The following is a 20,587-nucleotide window of genomic DNA, read 5'->3' as shown; positions in this document are numbered from 1 at the left end:
AAGAGCAGAAAGTTCCTTGATACAACATGTATGCTAAACATTGTTAGCCTATTCATGTTAGTATATTTGAAATATTTTATAAAACCCCGATCCTGGAACAGTATTCTTAATAAAGCGTGTTGTGCCTCCGTGTCAAATATTGGGTAAAGAGAGCTTTATGGACACCATTACATCATTTATAAAAAAAGAGTCTTCTGCCGGTATACTGCTGATCATTGTCACTGTTCTGGCACTCATCCTGCAAAACAGTTTTCTCAGTGCCGCCTACACCAGCTTTCTGCATACACCCGTAGAGATACGTTTTGGTGCACTTCATATAGCCAAGCCGCTTCTTTTGTGGGTCAACGATGGGCTGATGGCTATCTTTTTCTTCCTCATCGGGCTGGAGGTAAAAAGGGAGGTCATGGAGGGGCATCTCTCTTCCCTGAAACAGATCACGCTTCCAGGTATAGCTGCAGTCGGAGGAATGATCGTACCTGCACTGATTTTCATTCTTTTCAACAAAGGCGAATCATTTGCGATGAACGGATGGGCCATTCCTACAGCGACCGATATTGCTTTTGCATTGGGAATCTTATCTCTGCTGGGGCCCCGTGTGCCACTTTCGCTGAAAATCTTTCTAATGGCCCTGGCCATCATCGATGACCTGGGTGCCATTGTGATCATAGCCCTTTTTTATACGACTGACCTTTCCACGCTTTCCATTACTGTCGCAGCCATTTCCCTTGCCATACTTTTCATCATGAACCGTATGGATGTCGCGATCAAATCAGCTTACATCGTCATAGGTATTATATTGTGGGTATCGGTACTGAAATCCGGTGTACATGCCACCCTGGCGGGAGTAGCACTTGCTTTTATGATCCCTATGGAGTCCAAAGACAAAAAGGGGAATCGCTTTTCCATGGCAAAAGAGATGGAGCACGACCTGCATTACTGGGTTGCCTTCCTGATCCTTCCTCTGTTTGCCTTTGTCAATGCGGGCGTAGATCTCAAAGGGATTTCTCTCGAAGCGATGAGCGGTCCTGTTCCTCTGGGGATCATGCTGGGGCTCTTTGTCGGTAAACAGGTAGGGGTATTCGGATTCTCATGGCTGGCCATCAAAATGGGTATAGCCTCTTTGCCCAAGGAGAGCAGCTGGATGATGCTCTACGGGGTAAGTGTATTGACAGGGATCGGATTTACTATGAGTCTCTTTGTGGATTCCCTTGCCTACGATGATACACAGATATATCACTATGCCGACAAGCTGGCCATTCTACTTGGATCATTTCTTTCGGCTGCCGCAGGATACCTTATCCTGCGTATGCAAAAAAACAAAAATGTAGAGAGTTGATCTCTACTTCCCTATCGCCAAAGCGTAAAGCACCATCTCGTCATTTTCCAGAAAGTCATTAACCTCATCGTCATAATAGGCACCGATACCGGAACATCCGATACCAAGGTAGAGTGATGCAATATAGAGCCGGTGGCCAATGATACCCGCTTTCTGGTAAAGTGCCTGATAGTTTTCCCCTTTGGAGGTCAGGAAAAATACAAGGGCTCCCTGCGCAGCAAGACTGTACTGTTCCAGACACAGATAGCCGGCTTTTTGAGAGAAGTCGCCGTATTTCAGGTAGGCTCCGTCTTTGTACAGCCCCAAGGGCATATCCAGCACACGGTTGACGGCCACATAGATATTCACCTCTTCGTCACAGTCGCTCAAAACGGGCTGGATGAGTGTCTCCATGATGAAATTGAATTGCCCTTTGGTAATGGCTCCTTCATGAAACCCTCTCTGGGACCTGCGCTGAAAGATCGTTTCTCTCAGCCTCTCTTTCTGATAAGTGAATTTTGGAGCCCTGATACTCTTTTTGCATCCCTGAAGCTGCATCGTAGCTTCATAAGCTTCTTCAATGAGAGGATTTTTCTCAAAAGTACGGCTGCCGTCCACATAGGGCAGTTCGAATTCGATGCCCTTCACCTCCTGTCCGGCCAAAGGTACGGCTACACTGCAGCCTGACACAAACCACTCTCGATCTTCAAAACCGAACATCCTGTTCAGTGTTTCTCTTTCAATACCATAGACCATCTGTACGGCATGGGGTTTCAACAGTGCTGCCGCTTCCACGCTCCCCAGGAGATGTCCTGCATCCAAAAGGCAGTAGCGGAACGCCCTGTTCCTGTATTTCCACGAAGAGCGGTAACAGATAGCCGAGACCAGGAAAAGATAGCCTTTCATCGCCGTCTTGTACCCGAAATAGGGCTCCAGCCCTTCCGTTTCACTGATCTCATGAAGCAGGGTCAGAGAGCTTGAACTGACCTCATAATGATAGATACCGTCTTTTATCCCCTCTACGCCACGGGCCTGAAAATAGAGTTCATTGGGATACAGCGCGCCCGCGGAGGGATTGATACGCAAGTAGTATTCACCGCCCGGATAGCTTTTCTTTGCCGTCAGTCCTGCAATATGGAAAAGGAAATTCGCTTCTTCGTTTTCAAGGTCGAGCTTATATTTTGGATAACTGCCAGGATAATTCTTGTAGGTACCCGGCTGATCTTCCCAAGAGAGGTAGTTAGGGTTTTGCCGCACGGAAACATAGGAATGCTTTGTCATATCGTGATACCAGAACATCAGTACCACACTTCCGGATATGCGCTTTTCAACTCTTCAATCTTAATACAGGCAGCTTTAAACAGGATCGCATACCTTATCTCATCTGAATAAATCTCTTTATGCTTCTCGTAGGATGTCATGACCTTGCGCGCCTTTTCACTTGCATTACTTTTATTGAGCTTCAAATGTTCAAAAGCAACGGCACCGTTGATCAGGCCTTTGGCAAGGTTTGCCAGAGGGTCCTTTTTCAGACGCAGGGGGTGCCAGGCTTCTTCCAGTACTTCATGCGCATCAAAGTATTCCCCCTTATCCAGCAGTATGATGTACTGTTTCAGCGCATCCTCAAGGTCTTCGTTCATGGTCAGCATACTACTTCACCGCCTTTTTAATCTTTTCAATCAACTGCGTTATATTCTTGTCATGTGCAAAACAGGTGTTGATCTTGCAGGCAAGATACTCGTCACTCTGTTCAACTTTGCTTAAAACGAAAGGATACCCTATACTATCAATCTCTTTGTGCGCATCAAGTAACATTTGCCTATTCGCATGGATGATAACATCACCTTTTTTGAGGAGAAGATAGAGTTCCGTAAACCGGGGAGCTTTTGCCGGACTCTTCTGCAGTACAGCCCCCTGCATCTCCACGGTTTTTTTTACGACAGCCAGATAGTTCAGATCTTCGTTCAATGCTGCTGTCTTCAGAAGCGACTCCAGCATTACGCTGAGTGCCGAAGTATAGTACCGGTCGTCAAGATCGGCCAAGGTTCTGACCCGATCGTCACTAAGATACCAGATACCCTTTCGGTAAAACTTCTCCACCGCCTCTTCGCACAATATTTTTGCCCAAGAGAGATAACGCTCGTCATAACTCCGTTCATAACCTTCTATCAGGGCATCCGTCAAAAAAGCATAGTCTTCCAATATTGCTTTCTGTTTGGGTGCTTTTCCGTAAAGTGTCTGATGGTAAAGCTTTCCGTCACGACGCATCAGCATCCAGAGTTTTTCCAAACTCTTTTTTGCATCATCAAGATACTCCGAATCAACTCGGGAAGCAACAAAAAGCGCTTTGACCATCATCGCATTCCATGCCGTAATGATCTTTGTATCCACAAAAGGGAAGCGCCTCGTTTTGCGCAGTTTCTTCAGGTAGCGTTTGACCTCTTTGAGCCTTGAAGGTTCTTTGCTTCCTGTAATATGCGGGAGGGAAAGTTCTCCATCCACATTACCATCCTCCTCTATCCCCAAATAGGCAAGCGCTTCTTCTGTCTCAGAAATGCTCAATCCTTTTTTCAAAAGTGCGTCTTTCACTTCGTCGTAATTGTAAATGAAATAACCGCCCTCTTCTCCGTCACTGTCCGCATCGCTTGCGGAAAAGTAGAGGTCCTCTTGCATAAAGTGCTCCCGTATCTGCGCTATGGTCTCCTGCACGACCCTTTTGTACATAGGGTCCTTCGTCTCTTCATACATCTGCACATACACCGGGATCAGTTCGGCATTGGTATAGAGCATTTTCTCGAAATGCGGGCTCTGCCATTCCCGGTCTGTCGTGTAGCGGAAAAATCCTCCCCCTATCTGGTCGTAAAGCCCGCTTCGGGCCATTTTTCTCAGTGTCGTATCGGCCATGCTGTAGGCCCTTTTGTCACTGTTCAGTCTGTAAATGGTCAGGAGCAGCACTATCTTGGAAGCTTCCGGGAACTTGGGACGGGAAGCAAATCCACCGTTTTCCCTGTCAAACTCTTTTTCTATATCGTTCACCGTTTTTTTGAGCAGCTCTTTTGTGATATCCTGCGTAAGTTTTTTACGGGAAGCATTTTTTGCCTGAGCCTGCCTATATTTGACTATCCGTTTTTGCAGTGCTGTTTTGTTCTGCCTTAATGAGGCAAAGGCAGGCAGCATATTCAGCAATCCTTTGGAGCCGTATCCTTCCTCTTTGGGTATGTATGTCCCCAGATGGAACACTTCGCCTTCCGGCGTCATAAACACACTCAGAGGCCACCCTCCCCTTTTACCATAATAGTCCATATAGAGCTGCTGATACTTCTTGTCTATCTGGGGGTATTCTTCTCTATCCACCTTGATGGACACAAAGTCATCATTCAGTAATTTGGCTACCGTTTCATCCGTAAAGCTCTCCTTCTCCATCTCATGGCACCAGTGGCAGGTACTGTAGCCGATGGAGAGAAAAATGAATTTGTGTTCTTTCCCGGCTTTCTCAAACACTTCCTTGCCCCAAGGGTACCAGTTCACAGGATTGTGCGCATGCTGTTGAAGATAGGGAGAATCTTCATGGATGAGTGCATTGGTATATGCCGGTTTGGCCCAGGTGACTCCGGAAAGAAGTAAAAAAAACAACACCAGATGTTTCACAGAGATCCTTTTGCTATAATGATTATCAACTATACCATAAAGAGATACAAATGACACAAGAAGAAAAAGAAAATATACGCACAAAGATAGAAGAAGACATCGAAACGCTCAAAGAGCAGATCAGCACACTCGAAGAGAAGGTCAAACCCATTTCTCCGGACTGTTCACTGGGACGACTCACCCGGCTCGAAGCGATGGGTGAACAGCATGTCAACAACAAGATACTCGACGAGTCAAAGGTCCGGCTCACCAGACTCCGGAATGCCCTGCTTCGTATCGACAAACCGATGTTCGGTATCTGTATAGAGTGTGAAGAGGAGATAGGCACAGGCCGGATGTCCGTACGTCCGGAAAGTGTCAGATGTGTAGCATGTGCGGGAAATCATTAAACCTAAAATGTACATCTTCTTCGCGTAAGGTGCGTAGACACGCACCCTACAGAAATCAAAGCGATTCAATATTCCCAACGACTTTCCCCACAATACTGACCTCATCCGGCGCCAGCACTTCGGGAGAGTAGGCTTTATTATCCGAGATGAGCTCCACCATTCCATCCGCTCTCTGGCGGATACGCTTGATGAAAAGTCCTGCAGTGGTTGAAGCGATGAAAATGCCGTCTTTGTTGATATTAGTCTGGTTCCTGTCTACAAACACGATGGAGCCATCCTGCAGTGTCGGTTCCATTGACTCACCATCCACATGAATGGCTTCAAGCTCTGTGTTTCCCACCCCTACCATATTGTGCATGATCTTCTCATCAACAGTGATCGTTTCGTAATTCTCATCAAAAACTTCCGCCCCGCCGCCCGCGCTTGCCCGTATGTCAGAGAAGTAGCGTACCTGAAAGAACTTTTCTGTCTGCTCCTTGAGCATATCGACCGCCTGGTCAAAGAAGAGCCAGTTGACTGATATCTTTTTAAGGGCACAGAACTCGAGTATCTCTTCGTAAGGAATGGAATTCCTTTTTTTCATTGTGGCAAAGGTTGCCTGGGGGATATTAAGCGCCTGGGCGACATCTTTGTCAAAGACCTTCCCTCCGATCTTCGTTTCAGAGATCACATCTTTGAGTTTTTCTATTATTTCATTGAAATTCACCATTTTTCACTCCTCTTTCATATTTATATTTCAAATTATAATATGTTTTTCCTAAATGTATGACAATTTGACATATTTTTTAACTATTTTTATACTTTTACATACAATTTGACATATATGGCGTTAAAAAAAGAAAAAGGATTTAAAATGGATTTTAAAAGAAACAGAAACCTCTTAAGTGAAGCTATGAACTCAGGATGCAGAACGGCAGCGGAATTTGCACTCTTTCTGAAGATCAGAGCGAAGTGGGTATAATACAAAATCAAATTTAAATTTGATTTTGTATAACCCGGATGCTATGCAAGCAGAAGCACGTCCACTTCATCCCCTACCCCTTTGGAGGTATCATCCTCTGAAGTGACAAGCAGGGCGACATTTCCAAGCATATTGGTCAGAATGGCAGAGGTACCCACCTTCTTTCCTTTGAAGTCAACATAATACTCTCCCTGAAGCAAAGAGACGTTACAGGCAGTGAACTCCGCTTTTTTGGCACGTTTGATGAAAGGCTCTTTCAGTTTGGCTTTCACTTTTTTCAGGGAAGACTTTCCTCTCTGCAGTTTTTCTATCAGAGGCACAACATACAGAAGTGCCGTGACCGTTGAGGAGTAGGCAAATCCGGGAAGCCCGACAATAAACTTGTCCCCTTTGCGTGCCACGACAATGTGCTGTCCGGGCTTGATACGTACTCCTTTGAACACTACTTCGCAACCCAGTTCGGTGATCACGTCTTTAACAAAATCAAAATCACCTACACTTACACCGCCGGTGGTCACAACGATATCACTCTTCTCAAGCGCTTCCGCCATAGCTTTTTGGATACTTGCTTTGTCATCCTTGATGCATCCAAGCTGCATGGGTATGCCGTCATATTTCCGGACGATTGCTTCGACAGTGTAGTTGTTCGATGAGCGTATCTGGGCATCATTTGTCTGTACTTCTCCCAGATCAAGCAGTTCGGAGCCCGTAGAGAGTACGGCGACCGTCGGTTTTTCATAGACCATGACAGAAACAATGTTCAGTCCTGCCATCACACCGATTTGGGGAAAATCGATCTTTGTTCCCGCTTCAATGAGTTTCTGTCCTTTGGCATAGTTCTCTCCCACTTCACGTACGGAAAATCCCTGGGGGACTTCCTCTTTGATAATGATCTCGTCATCATCCACTTCCACATTTTCAATGGGAATGAGTGTATCTGCACCTTTGGGCATCAAAGAACCCGTAAAAGTCTTGATGCAGGTACCACCGATCACTTCATCTTTCAAAGCAGATCCGGCAGGATTGATACTGGCTATCTTGAGCCTGCCCATGGCTATATCATCATGATTCAGGGCATAGCCGTCCATGGCTGCTGTCGGGAATTCCGGAGAGTTGTGGTCAGCCACCACATCTTCTGCCAGGACATACCCCTGCGCCTCCATGATATAGAGTTTTTTTGTTTTGTACTTCTCGATCTGCAGCCCCTCAAGGAGTGTCATCGATTCATCAAAGTGTATCATGTGAAAAGTTCCCTTTTTATACTGATTTCAAAAAGAGCAAAGCTCTTTTTGATGCACCATCCTCAGCGGACGGCTCTTGCGAAACCTGTTTCGCTTTTTATTTAATACTTAACAATGCATAATTAATAATGTAGGTTTGTATCGTATTTCACGCCACCCTCTATTCAGTATAAGCATTGCAACGCAATGCTTACAATCACTCTTCACTCGCAGGATTACGCCAGCAACCCTGCTCCGTCCATCGGTGTACTCCGATCTTCTGCATAGATACGTTCACCGTTCTTCACATCATATTTCCAGATCGGCGCATTGGCTTTGAAATCTTCTACAAATTCTTCTATCAGCTCCAGTGCCACACGGCGTTTGGGAGAGAATACCGCGGAAACATACGAAGAGGTGTGGACGGGCACATCACCGATCGCATGTGCCATTTTGACCACTGCTCCCCGTGCCCTCGCTTTCTCCTGCCACTCATCGAACCACTTCTGAAGTACCGGTTCATAGATATCGAAACTGAGCGCTTCTATCTCCTCTTCTGCACGTATCGTTCCCACAAAAGGAATATACGCACCGTAGTTGGACTGGGCCTCTTCATCCAGCCACCTTCCAAAGATCTCTTTGACATCCAAGGGACCGTTATACAGTTCCATAACTCAGCCTCCACAAACCGGCGGAAGGATAGATATCTTGTCTCCCTCTTTTAGCGGTGTGTTCAAATCACTTACCATCGTATTGTTCAGTGCTACTGCACATTTTGGCAGCCACTCTTTGACCGTACCGTCTTCTTTGAGTTTTTCAGCAACATCTGCAAGCGTCGCTGCTTCCATCTCTAAGGGTGCTTTGCCGATAGGACCAAGAAATTCCACTTTTATCATTAAAAAGCCTTTATGCAATCTGAGGCGATTATAATTCTTGTTTGGTATAATTACGCTTAAAAAAGGGAGTGGTATGCTATTTGGTTCTATCAGCTATCTAAACCTTCTCCCTTTCCAGCTCTTTCTCAAACGCTACCTCAAAAGTTCCTCGGCAAAAATGGCTTTCCGCTATAAACGTGCTGTTCCCTCACAGATCAATAGGTCACTCAAAAGGAAAGAGGTCAATGCCGCTTTCATTTCATCAATCGAATCCAGAAAGTTCGGATGTACGGACCTGGGCATCATCGCAGATAAAAAAGTCTACAGTGTCTTGCTGCGGGAGGGAGAAGACCAATATGATCCCGCTTCCGCCACATCCAACCGACTGGCAAAAGTACTGGGTCTCAAAGGCAGGGTACTCATAGGTGATGCTGCACTCAAGTATTACCTGGGCGGAGGTGAAGGCATAGACCTTGCAGAGGCATGGTATGAAAAAACAGGTCTGCCCTTTGTCTTTGCCAGACTATGCTATAACAAAAACGGAGTACAGGTGGAAAACCTGGCAAAGCAGTTTGCCCGTACAAAAGTACGTATCCCGCAGTATATCTTGAAAAAAGAAGCGAAACAGAGAGGGATCACCCCCAAACAGCTCACCTGGTATCTGGAACAGATCTATTATACGATGGGATACAGGGAGAAGAGGTCTTTAAAAAAGTTTTTGAACACGTAGGGTGCTGTGCCCTCACAGCACCCTACGCGATCGTTGATACCGCTCTCTCTATACGATCGATCGTCTCATCCACTCCTATGATCGCCATCACTTCGTCCATCCCTGCGCCGGTCATGCTTCCCAGCAGGCTGACACGAAGCGGCATACCGATCTTCCCGAACCCGATCTCCTTCTCCGCAACGATCTTCTCCATTACTTCATGGTAATCTACCGGAAGATGCAGCGGTTTCTCCCAGGTCTGCAGCATCGCGATGAAATCCGTCAGGATCTCTTTTGCCTCTCCCTTGAAAGCTTTTTTGACAGCCTTCTCGTCATAGTCTGTCGGAGCAGTGAGGATAAGCTTGATCTGCTCAGCCAGTTCTACAAGTGTTTTCCCACGCTCTTTGGTCGCATCGAGCAGCATTTCAAGCTTGTCGTGTTCACTGATATCCACACCAAACGGCTTCAAAAGTTCTGCCAGTTCGCTGTTACTCTTGTTCTTGATATAGTGGGCATTGAGCCAAAGCAGTTTGTCAAGATTGTAGTTGGAAGCAGACTTGTTAATATCTTTCGGGTCGAACAGCTCTATCATCTCTTCCACGGAGAAGATCTCCTGGTCGCCGTGACTCCAGCCGAGACGCACTAGGAAGTTGAGCAGGGCCTCAGGCAGGAAACCAAGCGCCTTATACTCCATCACATCCGTCGCACCATCCCTTTTGGAAAGTTTTTTTCCCTGCTCGTTGTTGATCATCGCGACATGGTAAAAGTTAGGGATTTTGAAACCAAGCGCATTGTAGACCACGATCTGTTTCGGTGTATTGTAGAGATGGTCATCTCCCCGGATCACATCTGTCAGTCCCATCAGTGCATCATCGATGGCAACGACAAAATTGTAGGTAGGGCTCCCGTCACTTCTGGCAATGATGAAGTCATCTACTTCATTTGCTGCAATATTCATCGCCCCTTTGACACCGTCCACAAAAGAGATCGTCCCCTCCTGTGGGGCCTTGATACGAATCACCGGGTCCACACCTTCGGGAGGTGTCCCTGTAAAGTCACGGTAACGGCCGTCGTAGCGTGTACGTTCTTTTTTGGCCATCTGCTCTTCACGCAGCGCATCCAGCTCCTCTTTGGTCATATAGCACTTATACGCCTTACCCTCTTCGAGCAACTGGTCAATATATTTTTTATACAGGTCAAAACGTTTGGACTGATACACGACCTCTCCGTCATGACTCATGCCGACCCACTCAAATGCTTTCAGGATGGCATCCTTAGCTTCTTCGGAGTTACGCGCCATATCCGTATCTTCGATACGCAGCAGGAACTTCCCGTTGTTATGTCTGGCCGTCAGCCAGGAGAAGAGAGCAGTACGCAGACCGCCGATATGTAGATACCCTGTCGGAGAGGGTGCAAAACGTGTTACTGTCATGATAATACCTTCGTATGAATTAGTGGAATTGTATCAAAAATGTGGTTAAAGAGGTGGAGAGACAAAGAGCCGGAGCTCTTTGAGTTTTATTTTTTCTTAGTATCTTTTTTGACCTTGACATCATTCTTGACATTCTTAGCTGTTTGTTCGCCAATACCCTCGACCCGCTGAAAATCCTCGAACGATTTGAACTTCCCCTTTTTACGCTCTTTGATGATGGCATCCGCCTTCTTCTCACCAATACCGTTGATTTCCATAAGTTCGGACTTTGAAGCGGTATTGAGTTGATGCAGACTCATTCCGAACAGCGATGATGCAGCAAAAATCAAAAATCCTGTTACTATCTTTTTTAGCATTTTATTTCCTTGGATTTATTTTTTATTATGATTTTAAATAATAAAAATATTATAGCAAACTATTTCTTGAAAAAACACTCTCTTCACTTCTATTCGTTAAATAATAAATCCTACAGTATAATTCTATAAAAATAAAAGTATACACACAATGAGCACTCTCTTCGTCTATCCATTTCTTATATCACTGTCCATGCTCATCACAATAATCTATTTCAGCCATAGATACCAACTTTTCATGGACGATGCGGACATTGCAAAACCTCAACGCTACCATACAGACCATACACCCAGGGCTGGAGGTATGGGGATAGTACTTGGGATGCTTTTTTTCATCTTGACGCCTATAGGAGTAAAACTGCTTCTTCCGGCAATACTTGCATTTCTAAGCGGTATTTTTGAAGATCTTCGCCATTCATTAAGTCCCAGACGCCGTCTGGTCCTCCAAGTAGTCGCTGCAATGAGTGCTATCTGGCTCACAGACTCCGTTGTCACCTATTTGGGTCTGGGTATCAGTATGCCCTATTGGATGGGAGTGTTTTTCAGTACATTTGCCATTGTAGGAATGATGAATGCCGTCAATATCATTGACGGATTCAATGGACTTGCTTCAGGCATCATTCTTCTTATCCTGCTCTCCTTCGGTATCACTGCCTACCGGCAGGAGAACTTTGACATACTTGATATCATACTGATAACAAGCGGTGCCGTCTTTGGATTCTTCTTGCTGAACTTCCCCAAAGGCAAAATTTTTCTTGGAGATGGCGGAGCCTATCTACTCGGGTTCATTGTTGCCGTTATCGGTATTTTGCTTGCCAGTAAATATGAAAGCGTAAGCCCATGGTATATACTTGCCATCTTTATCTATCCTGTCTGGGAAGTCCTCTTTTCAATCATAAGAAAGCTCTACATAGGACACTCGCCCCTGCAACCGGATGCAAACCACTTTCATATGCTTGTCTACAGACAGATTACACACAACAATCCTTTAACCTCACTCTTTATCGTTGTTTTCATATTTCCATTTATAACACTCTCAACCATCTTCCCGAATAAATCAACTACCAATATCGCTATCGCTATGGTCTTTATTATCTGTTATCTGACCCTCTATTATATGCTTTACAAAAAAGAAGCCAAACAACCATAGACTATCTCTTCAGTTTATATATCCTGCTGTACGGAGACGAGACTACCGGCTCAAAAAGCTCTTTATCATACTTACCCAGAATGAACATCTGAACATACATGGAGCGGAATGTCTCTTCATCCATGACCATGAATCTGCCGTAACTCTTCATAAAAACGACCACATACTGTCCTTCTGCATGATACGGCTGTGTCTGTATCTGCGTTTCTCCGTTTTTGGTCATTTGGGTAACAATGAAATACTTTACAGGTACTTTCTGTTTCCCAAAAAAGAGCTCACCTTTTTTTGTATCAAACACAATCCCGTTGGAAAACTGAAGTACCCCATTATCATTTTTCACTGCATTTGTCGGATAAAAAGCGATCTTTCTCTCAGCTTTGCCTGTAGTAAGGTCCAAATTCCCGAATACCGCTACAGTAGGAAAGATATTGAGCATTCTATACGGCAGGTAAAGATAGATATTCCTTGTTTTCTTTGGAAGCTTATATGCATCATTTTCCAACTCGGAGAGAAGAAGATTCGGATCAAGCTGCTCTTTCTGCCCGTTCTTAAAAAGTGTGTCTGCAATCGTTTTATATCCGGATGAGACATAGGTCTCTACTGCCAAGCGGCTTAAATTTGCTGCCACTTCAGGAGAGGTCGTTTGCATGATTTTGGAGATAATAAAATTATCGTTCTGGTGCTTCCCGCCGTCAATGATAGTATTGGTATCGGAGTAGAACCAGATAGGATAACCATAATCCCACCATGCCATCACATAATCTTTGGAATCAGATACCTTCCTCAAAGCATCAAGATCCTGTACTTCTGCTTTATTTAAAACTGTCGGAACTTTATATTGGATGATGTGTTTAATATTGGGGTACAGCATACTTGCAGTCAAAACAGTCATTCCTACCAGATAAATGCTCTTCTTGTCTGAAACTGTCGTGGTAATGATATGAAAAAGGTATATGACAGACATGGCTGCCACAGGCACAGCATATACGGTAAATCTCAGCCCTCCCCACAAAGCAAATACACCTATTCCCACCAAAGGAAGCGCCAAAATGAATGCACGATGGCGGATGACCAGAACAATATATCCGACAAGAGAGAGGATCACACCTATCTGCGAGCCTGAGATTCGATTGGCAAATGTTTCAAACGGGATCTTCCCTGCTTCCCGGATAGTTTGGGTTACACCATAAAAGTGCAGACCTGCTCCTGTCGTTCCCGTGGCAGTATAGAATGATATTTTTGAAAGGATCAGACCGAATACATTTCCAAAATACATAAAAAGTAAAAAAAGTATCCCGATAACAAACAAAGACTTTTTATGCTCAAATGACGATTTAAGCAATATAAAATACAGGACAACAAGTACCGCTATTTTGACAATATAGGAATAGGGATCTGCCAGCGGGAATGGAACCAAGGCCAAAAAGACCAGAATAATTGAATTGTACGTGGTATCTTCATTCCGGTGATAAATAATCATATACACGGCATACAGTGTTCCCATTGCATAGACGATGGAGGCACCCGCATCATACAAAAACGGATAGACAGCAATTGCAAGCGCTGCATAAAGTGCTGATTTAAGATTGAAGTCGATCGTACTCTTCATCAAAAAGTACAAGATAAACATTGGTGCCATAGCAGAGAACATATCGGTATCATAATAGCCTGTCATCGTTCTGTTGTAGTAGCTCCAGGCGATAGAGCCGAGCAGCGCGGCGAAGAAGCCCCACAGCGATCCTTTGTACAGACGTGCGATCAGGATGATCGGTATCACCACCAGGCTCGAAATAATTGCAGGCATATAGAGGATGACCGTCTCCAGACTGAAGGGAGTGACCTTCGTCAGAAGCACTGTCAGGGCGACCGTACCAAAAGACCACATATCGGGGATGCGCGGATTGTCCAGATGCATACCGTAGAGTACTTTCTGTGCCCCGGAAGCGAAAAAGTACCCGTCATTAGTGTTGATCATCAGTTGCCCGTTCCAGTAAAAGTTCGGATTGTCCTGGAATTGATAGACCCAGATCATGCGTATTGCAAAACTGAAAAGATAGGCAACAAGCATAAATAGCAATACCTGCCTTCTTTCGAACCCCTGTGTTTTCTCCATAAGTAAAAGCCTTTAAAATTTTCTCAAAAGATTATACAGTTTTTCAACTATAAATAGCGGCAGAAGCCGGGGAAGAAAACGTGTAAAAAAATTTCGCACCCTGTCCAGCGCAGGCCAGAAACCTGTCTGACAGAAGTTCTTTAAAACACTTTCCTTTTTGAATTAAACTACTTGTCATTTAGTTGCCATTTATAAAAGGGGATTAATTCTATTTTAATGTTGTTTTCCAATATAGCATCTTCCTGATCGTAAGTGACAATAGTACCCTTTTGAAGATTGAAGTTTTTACAAGCAGCAAGTAGGCCTTTCATCTCTCTGTTTTTTGTATCTTCAACACTCATATCATAGGTCACTTGGATCGCCTGTGCAATACAGTTGTTTTCATTTACTATAAAGTCGCATTCATGATTGGCATCGCGATAATAAAAAATATCTTGGCCATTTCTTTTCAACTCTAAAAAGACAGCATTTTCAAGTGATTTACCTATATCATCAGAAAACTTGAATGCGGTTGCATTGTTTAAACCTATATCAATACTGTAAATCTTCTTTTCCCCCAGTTCTTTCTGGACAAGAGACTTATCATACTTGTGTAAAACCAATGCCAAATAAATATTTTGTACATAATCTAAAAAATCATACAGTGTGTTTTTTCCTATTTTGATACCGCTTGATTTGAGTTCATTATATATTTTGTTGATAGACACTTGCTTCGTTGAAGAAGCGATAATCCTCTTCAGAAAAAACTTTAGTGCGACCGTATTTGTAATATTATAGCGTTCTGCTAAGTCTTTATAAAGCAATACATTAAAATACTCTTGTAAAATTTTATTTTTGTATTGATCTTCCAAAAACAGGGTTTCAGGAAATCCGCCATTTGTTAAAAACTTCTCTTGGGCATTTTTAACATGTGCAATACTTTTTGATGAATATAAGTCAACATCAATATCTTTAAACGCAAGGTACTCACTAAACGAAAGTGGATAAACTTCGAAAGATAAAGTACGACCTCTTAAGCTTGTAGCTATCTCAGAGCTTAAAAGCTTTGAGTTTGACCCAGTTATAAATATGTTTTTACTAATCGTATCATACATTCTTCTTACAAATTTTTCCCAACCCGTGATATTCTGAATTTCATCAAAGAAAAAATAACACTCACTCAAGTTCTGCTCAGGGTAAAGTTCTAAGAAGGCTTGCAGTACCAAGTCCAACTCATCTATACGTAACTCAAGTCTTTCATCTTCAAAGTTTAAAAATAAAATTCTGGTTTTATCGATTTTTTCCGACAGTTGATTGATCATGTCATAAAGTATAGACGTTTTCCCGCATCTTCGTACACCAATCAGCGTAATGATTTTTTTAGTATCAACAGGCGGTTGTAAAGTACGAGGTTTTACATCAAATTTAGCATTAAGATGAAAATCTCTTATAATTCTTTTGAGTTCTTCTTTCTTTTTCATAAAGAAGATTATATATGTTTATTTCTTTAATACAGATAAATATTATCTCGTCCTTGTTGCTTCTGTCGGCAGCAGCAATCTATACAGAGTGCATTCTTGATGCACAAACAAAAGAGCTTCTTTTCTTGAAAACTTTATTGATTTTCCATTCCTAATAAACCTTTAGATTTTTCTCAAAAGGTTATACAGTTTTTCAACTATAGCTACCGGCAGAAGCCGGGGGAGAAAACGTGTAAAAAGATTTCGCACCCTGTCCAGCGCAGACCAGAAACCTGTCTGATAGGCTACTTTTTCCAAAGCCAACTCATCTTTGGCATACTTCCACCCCTGACGACGGGCTATCATATCCCGACCTGTTCTCGCCTTTACCAGTACTTCAGGAATGTTTGCAAAGCGCTTCCCTTTTTGAAGCATTCGCATCCAAAGGTAGTAATCTTCAAATCCGTTCATGGGCAGGTACCCACCGGCATCCAGTACCGCTTCCTTACGGAAAACGACCGTCATGTGGTTCAGGGGATTCCGGTGCTTCGCAAAGCGTACGATCGCCTCATGCGAAGCAGGCACCCGTCTTTCTTTGTTGCAGATTTCGTGGTTACTGTCGAACTCACATATCCACCCTCCCACTATGTCCGTATCAGGGTGTTCCGACAAATAGGCGAACTGCTTTTCAAAACGATCAGGAAGGGCGATATCATCCGTATCCATTCGTGCGACCCATTCGTAGGAGCAGTGTTTTATACCTCTGTTCAGTGCAATACCCAATCCCTGGTTTTTCTCAAGAGAAACAATTGTATAAGGGGATGAAGAAGTATTCATATGTTTCTCAATCACCGCATCGAGTTCTTTTGTCAAAGGACCATCCTTTACAAGCACGATCTCTTCGGGCGGCAGGGTCTGTCGTTCGATACTCCTCAGGGAGTGTTCCAGAAAAAGCGGGTTCTCCCTGTGATAGACGGAGAGTAGAACGGAATACTTCATCTTTGTCTTCTTTCAACGGGGAAAAGCAATTCAGGGAGAAATTCAAAATATGTTTTAGCAGTATTCCAGTCGAACAGAAGATAAAACATTCCGTTAAACAGGTGTTGAAAAACATAAAATATCCGCAACAGAAAAGCGGAAACTCTGCCAACATGTTTTTCCAGGTAATATATACTGCTCTGGTACCTGTATTTTGCAATAGGTGTCAAAGCTTTACTTTTTCTTGTTTTGATGAATCCTTCATTATGGACGATCGTAAAAGCTGTATCTATCACTATCTCATATCCATGTTCAGAAATACGTCGACAGAGATCTTCATCTTCACAGTACAGAAAAAAGTTCTCATCAAAGCCTTTGATTTCATTAAAAACTTCTTTTCTCATGATCATACACGCCCCACTGACCCAGTCACACTCTTTACAGGTAACCTGATCAGAAAAATTATCCAAATACGTACCTATAAAAGTTTTTTGTAAAAATGGTAAATATGAAACAACCCCTTTCAAATTTTCAACCAAGCCAAATTTTCTTACAAAGTAACCGATTTTGAGCGATTGCATAATAAATGTCTTCAATGTGGAAAAAGCACCGCAGTTCGGCTGAATCTGCATATCAGGGTAGACTACTTTAGGGGCAAATACACCTATCTTTTTTTCATTTTGTACTATAGCTATAAACGTATCAAAGCCCTCATCTTCTATCAAAGTGTCAGGATTGATCAGTACAATGGTATCTGTACTGGAAAGTGCCACTCCTACATTATTTGCAGCACCGTATCCAATATTTTTATCCATATATCGATAGATAATATTTTCCGACAGACCGGAAAAATATTCTTTGCTACCGTCAGTTGAAGCATTATCCACAATCACAATTTCATATGGTAAACGGAAGCATGATATCGATAATGAAGATATCAGTTTCTGGATATCTTCTCTATAATTGTAGTTGACTACTACAAATGAGATTTTTTTATCTATCATACTTCCCCATTTTTCCTTGTATCGCATCTATCATACCATAGCAAATATACAGAAATTTTTGCAACTTGTTCTTTTCATATAAAAAGATCTTTATCATATCCCTTAATATCTCTGTTCCCCAGGCCACTTCAAGTTTCTTATGAATGGCAATAACATTTCTTGCACGATAATAATAACGCACCGGCGGATAATTGTAGCAATAGATATTTTTACCGAAAAGCTGACGAAGAGAGAGTTCTCCCAACTTATGAAAGAGGATTGCCTCTGAAACCTGTATCACTCTGTAGCCATGTCTCTGCAGACGAAGACAATATTCATTATCGACATAATCAAGGAACAGTTCTTCCAGAAAAGGACCGGTTTTTCTGTATGCCTTCAGGGACAAAAGGTTTCCGGATGTCATCACCACTTTTTTTTCTATGCACCCATGCTCCCGGGAAACCGTATGTATTTTGCTGGCATGAAATGGGGAGAGAATCCCCAATGTAGGGATATCCACAGTCCCCAAGCATTCCAACATTGTAGAAAGCATCTTTTCGCTTACCCTGCTGTCCTGATCCATGGTAAGTAAAAAATCATATCCGTCTTCTGTTGCCTTGTTCGCGCCTACATTCAATGCATTGGCGATCCCTTTGTTCCCCCCGTTATCTACATAGACTATCTTCCCAGTCTGCTTCAATTCATTTATAAGTGACTCATTCTTATCATCAGAGTTATCTACAGCATACACTGTATCAACTTGATCGATATAGGAATCGATATTCTCTTGAATTTCATCTGCAGGATTGTACAATACTACGACAGCCGCTACTCTCATCCTACAATATCCATCAATATATTTTTCACATACAAATAATTTTTATACGGATAAAGTACTTTATGATACCTCATACCGATATAAAATGTTTTAAGATGAATTTTTTGATCCAGATAGTTTTCAAAGTATGTTATCGTATCAGATAAAACAGTTTGATATCCAGAAAGGCATTCTGGATTTTTCTTTAGAACATAGAGATTTTGCAAATGCTTTTTATACCCGACAGTTCGATAAAAATCCATGTTCCGGTATCTATTTTTAACATTCCTATACACTCTTTTCAAAACAGGACTGTCATCACCCCGTCCGGTGTCCTGTGCAGCATGTTCTCTATAGCGTGTCAAACATTCATCCGTATACTTCAAACTGTTTTTTTCGGCCGCACACAAAGCCAGCCACCAATCATGATACGTAACTCCTTCAGGAAAGGGACAAGCATTGTCCAAAAGATTTCTATGCATTAAAACCGTACATCCTGTTACAACATTTTTGAACAGCAGGTTTTCAACACCGACCATGAAACCGTTCTCTTTTTTCCAGGAGGGAATCACTATCTCATTTTTTGCATCAATAATGGAACAGTCACTGTGTATCATCAGTTGTAAGCCGATTTTTTCCAGCAAAAATTCAAGCTTGTGTGGAAGCCAGATATCATCCTGATCGGCAAGTGCGATATATTCTCCACTGCATAGGGAAATGGCCTTTTCAAAATTTTTGACAAAGCCGAGGTTCTCTTCATTCACATAATATTTCAATCCATGGGTATCAGCATATTGTTCCAGGATCTTCACCGTTTCATCTGTAGAACAGTCATCTGTTACAATTACTTCTATGTTTTTATACGTCTGCGCATAAACTGAATCCAGCTGTTCTGTCAGGTATTTTTCACCATTGTAGGTTGCCATTGCTATCGATATTAAAGGAGGTTTATTCATATTCGCATCTTTTTTTATATTCAAGAATTTTCTTCTTTAAAGTCTCTCTGCTGTTTGCAAGCATATCACTATATTTATCATTTTGAAAATTCCAGATACTGGATGCCTGCTCTTCTTTATGGTCTACCAAAAAAGGAAATATAGTGACTACTTTTAACTCTTTCTGTGCTTCAATATACCGATCGATGGTATTTATAAGAACATCATCACTTTTTTCATTCCAACGCAATAATGTATCAAAAATACTTTTATGGTATATATTAAAAACCGTACTTGTCATTTTGTTTAAATAAATAAATTCTGTATTCTTATAAAATTCAATTCTTGAAACTTCTGCATCTTCATGGAGGTCAGAGATCAAACCCGAAAAAATATTCCATTCATGATTCGTTTGAGTTAAATACTCAATAATCGATTCTAATTTTTTTTCAAAATCATCTGAAAACAGAACATCATCTTCACATATAATGACGTAGTCCCACTTGTTCCTTTTTGCATATTGAATAAGATATTTATAGCTATATGCACATCCTTTCCACCCAAAATAATGTCTCAAACCATCAAATATACTAAAATTATACTTATTATCCAAAAGAAAAGATTCTCTTCGTTCTATATTTTCCGGCAATCCCAAACAATACCTTTTCTGATTATTTTGAGAGAGCATATCAAATGGCAATTCTGAAAAGTTTATTAAATCTACTGATAGCAAAAATCTTTTTATATAGAACTCCAGATTATGGTATTTATTATTTATTGGAATATAGAATATTCTCTTGTAATTGATATTATTTTGCTGTAAGTATGCAATATGAGTTAAATCACTATCGAATATTGCTATGGCGTTCTTCAAAACATTAAAATAGTGCCATTTAGAATACACAGAAGATGGTATCTGGGAATTGCGGGAAAGTATAATATAGTTTTTGGGAAAGTATTTAACATTTTGCGGGTCAATAATGATATACAAATCATCCGTAAACTTTTTTTTCTGCTCAGAAACAATATCCACTTCAAACTTTTCACTAAAAATATTTTTTAATTGCAGAATGAGTTCGGCATTACTGCCATATGTCAAAATTTTTACAGTTTTGATATTTAGGTTATTTACGTTTTTGAACTTTTGTATTATTTGATATTCTTTCTTCCTAATTTTTTTTTCATATAAGTACTGTTTTATATAGTTAAAAGTATCTTTTGGTCCTTCATCTATCAAAAGTGATATAAGTTTAGCCATTTTGGTAAAAAT

The 20,587-nt window shown here is 42.1% G+C and carries 20 protein-coding genes; 4 read left to right on the top strand and 16 right to left on the bottom strand.

The window, feature by feature from the left end; translation table 11 throughout:
* Positions 1 to 157: 157 nt before the first annotated feature.
* On the top strand, positions 158 to 1,336 hold the full coding sequence (nhaA, locus tag YH65_RS01120; protein ID WP_046550263.1) for a Na+/H+ antiporter NhaA: 1,179 nt from the start codon (positions 158 to 160) through the stop codon (positions 1,334 to 1,336).
* 3 nt (positions 1,337 to 1,339) lie between these two features.
* Here nhaA and YH65_RS01115 read toward each other — a convergent pair whose 3' ends face one another.
* The 3 genes from YH65_RS01115 to YH65_RS01105 are packed head-to-tail and all read right to left on the bottom strand — an operon-like array spanning position 1,340 to position 4,963.
* Positions 1,340 to 2,596: a SagB family peptide dehydrogenase gene (locus tag YH65_RS01115; RefSeq protein ID WP_245609204.1), complete on the bottom strand. Its 1,257-nt coding sequence runs from the start codon at positions 2,594 to 2,596 to the stop codon at positions 1,340 to 1,342.
* A gap of 17 nt (positions 2,597 to 2,613) precedes the next feature.
* On the bottom strand, positions 2,614 to 2,964 hold the full coding sequence (locus YH65_RS01110) for a DUF309 domain-containing protein (RefSeq protein WP_046550261.1): 351 nt from the start codon (positions 2,962 to 2,964) through the stop codon (positions 2,614 to 2,616).
* A gap of 1 nt (position 2,965) precedes the next feature.
* On the bottom strand, positions 2,966 to 4,963 hold the full coding sequence (locus YH65_RS01105) for a thioredoxin domain-containing protein (RefSeq protein ID WP_046550260.1): 1,998 nt from the start codon (positions 4,961 to 4,963) through the stop codon (positions 2,966 to 2,968).
* 50 nt (positions 4,964 to 5,013) lie between these two features.
* Between YH65_RS01105 and YH65_RS01100 the strand changes: the two genes are divergently transcribed.
* On the top strand, positions 5,014 to 5,352 hold the full coding sequence (locus YH65_RS01100) for a TraR/DksA family transcriptional regulator (RefSeq protein ID WP_046550259.1): 339 nt from the start codon (positions 5,014 to 5,016) through the stop codon (positions 5,350 to 5,352).
* Between the two features lie 55 nt (positions 5,353 to 5,407).
* Here the strand turns inward: YH65_RS01100 and YH65_RS01095 are convergent, their stop codons facing one another.
* From YH65_RS01095 to YH65_RS01080, 4 genes are all read right to left on the bottom strand, one after another.
* A complete protein-coding gene (locus YH65_RS01095) occupies positions 5,408 to 6,061 on the bottom strand; it encodes a LexA family transcriptional regulator (RefSeq protein WP_046550258.1) in 654 nt (217 codons plus the stop codon).
* A gap of 293 nt (positions 6,062 to 6,354) precedes the next feature.
* Positions 6,355 to 7,554: a molybdopterin molybdotransferase MoeA gene (locus tag YH65_RS01090; protein ID WP_046550257.1), complete on the bottom strand. Its 1,200-nt coding sequence runs from the start codon at positions 7,552 to 7,554 to the stop codon at positions 6,355 to 6,357.
* A gap of 215 nt (positions 7,555 to 7,769) precedes the next feature.
* Positions 7,770 to 8,204 (bottom strand): molybdopterin synthase catalytic subunit, encoded by a 435-nt coding sequence (locus tag YH65_RS01085; protein WP_046550256.1) that lies wholly within the window; start codon positions 8,202 to 8,204, stop codon positions 7,770 to 7,772.
* Positions 8,205 to 8,207: 3 nt separating this feature from the next.
* Positions 8,208 to 8,429: a MoaD/ThiS family protein gene (locus YH65_RS01080; protein WP_046550255.1), complete on the bottom strand. Its 222-nt coding sequence runs from the start codon at positions 8,427 to 8,429 to the stop codon at positions 8,208 to 8,210.
* 73 nt (positions 8,430 to 8,502) lie between these two features.
* On the opposite strand from YH65_RS01080, the gene YH65_RS01075 reads away from it, so the two are divergent.
* On the top strand, positions 8,503 to 9,138 hold the full coding sequence (locus tag YH65_RS01075; protein ID WP_046550254.1) for an MqnA/MqnD/SBP family protein: 636 nt from the start codon (positions 8,503 to 8,505) through the stop codon (positions 9,136 to 9,138).
* A gap of 22 nt (positions 9,139 to 9,160) precedes the next feature.
* On the opposite strand, the gene gltX is transcribed toward YH65_RS01075, so the two are convergent.
* Together gltX and YH65_RS01065 are read right to left on the bottom strand one after the other, a co-directional pair.
* Positions 9,161 to 10,549, bottom strand: a complete 1,389-nt coding sequence (gene gltX, locus YH65_RS01070; RefSeq protein WP_046550253.1) for a glutamate--tRNA ligase — start codon at positions 10,547 to 10,549, stop codon at positions 9,161 to 9,163.
* A gap of 86 nt (positions 10,550 to 10,635) precedes the next feature.
* Entirely contained in the window at positions 10,636 to 10,905 is a 270-nt protein-coding gene (locus YH65_RS01065) for a ComEA family DNA-binding protein (protein ID WP_052746046.1), read from the bottom strand.
* A gap of 148 nt (positions 10,906 to 11,053) precedes the next feature.
* On the opposite strand from YH65_RS01065, the gene YH65_RS01060 reads away from it, so the two are divergent.
* Positions 11,054 to 12,052, top strand: a complete 999-nt coding sequence (locus YH65_RS01060) for a glycosyltransferase family 4 protein (protein ID WP_052746045.1) — start codon at positions 11,054 to 11,056, stop codon at positions 12,050 to 12,052.
* A 1-nt stretch (position 12,053) separates the two neighbouring features.
* On the opposite strand, the gene YH65_RS01055 is transcribed toward YH65_RS01060, so the two are convergent.
* The 7 genes from YH65_RS01055 to YH65_RS01025 form a co-directional block, all read right to left on the bottom strand.
* Complete coding sequence (locus YH65_RS01055; protein WP_046550252.1) at positions 12,054 to 14,165, bottom strand: STT3 domain-containing protein; 2,112 nt, start codon at positions 14,163 to 14,165, stop codon at positions 12,054 to 12,056.
* Positions 14,166 to 14,332: 167 nt separating this feature from the next.
* Positions 14,333 to 15,625, bottom strand: a complete 1,293-nt coding sequence (locus YH65_RS01050; protein ID WP_046550251.1) for an ATP-binding protein — start codon at positions 15,623 to 15,625, stop codon at positions 14,333 to 14,335.
* A 162-nt stretch (positions 15,626 to 15,787) separates the two neighbouring features.
* Positions 15,788 to 16,603 carry a glycosyltransferase family 2 protein gene (locus tag YH65_RS01045; protein ID WP_046550250.1) on the bottom strand — a complete coding sequence of 272 codons (816 nt, stop codon included), beginning with the start codon at positions 16,601 to 16,603 and terminating at the stop codon, positions 15,788 to 15,790.
* A complete protein-coding gene (locus YH65_RS01040) occupies positions 16,600 to 17,586 on the bottom strand; it encodes a glycosyltransferase family 2 protein (RefSeq protein ID WP_046550249.1) in 987 nt (328 codons plus the stop codon). The genes YH65_RS01045 and YH65_RS01040 overlap by 4 nt, the downstream gene beginning before the upstream one ends.
* Entirely contained in the window at positions 17,576 to 18,403 is an 828-nt protein-coding gene (locus YH65_RS01035) for a glycosyltransferase family 2 protein (protein ID WP_052746044.1), read from the bottom strand. The genes YH65_RS01040 and YH65_RS01035 overlap by 11 nt, the downstream gene beginning before the upstream one ends.
* Positions 18,400 to 19,338 carry a glycosyltransferase family 2 protein gene (locus YH65_RS01030; protein ID WP_154806452.1) on the bottom strand — a complete coding sequence of 313 codons (939 nt, stop codon included), beginning with the start codon at positions 19,336 to 19,338 and terminating at the stop codon, positions 18,400 to 18,402. Before YH65_RS01030 ends, YH65_RS01035 begins: the two co-directional genes overlap by 4 nt.
* Positions 19,331 to 20,575: a glycosyltransferase family 25 protein gene (locus tag YH65_RS01025; RefSeq protein WP_169745654.1), complete on the bottom strand. Its 1,245-nt coding sequence runs from the start codon at positions 20,573 to 20,575 to the stop codon at positions 19,331 to 19,333. The genes YH65_RS01030 and YH65_RS01025 overlap by 8 nt, the downstream gene beginning before the upstream one ends.
* Between the last annotated feature and the right edge of the window lie 12 nt (positions 20,576 to 20,587).

Origin of the sequence: Sulfurovum lithotrophicum, assembly GCF_000987835.1 — a bacterium.
GTDB lineage: Bacteria > Campylobacterota > Campylobacteria > Campylobacterales > Sulfurovaceae > Sulfurovum > Sulfurovum lithotrophicum.
Note: the sequence above shows the minus strand (reverse complement) of the source record. Positions and strands in the feature narration are given on the sequence as shown.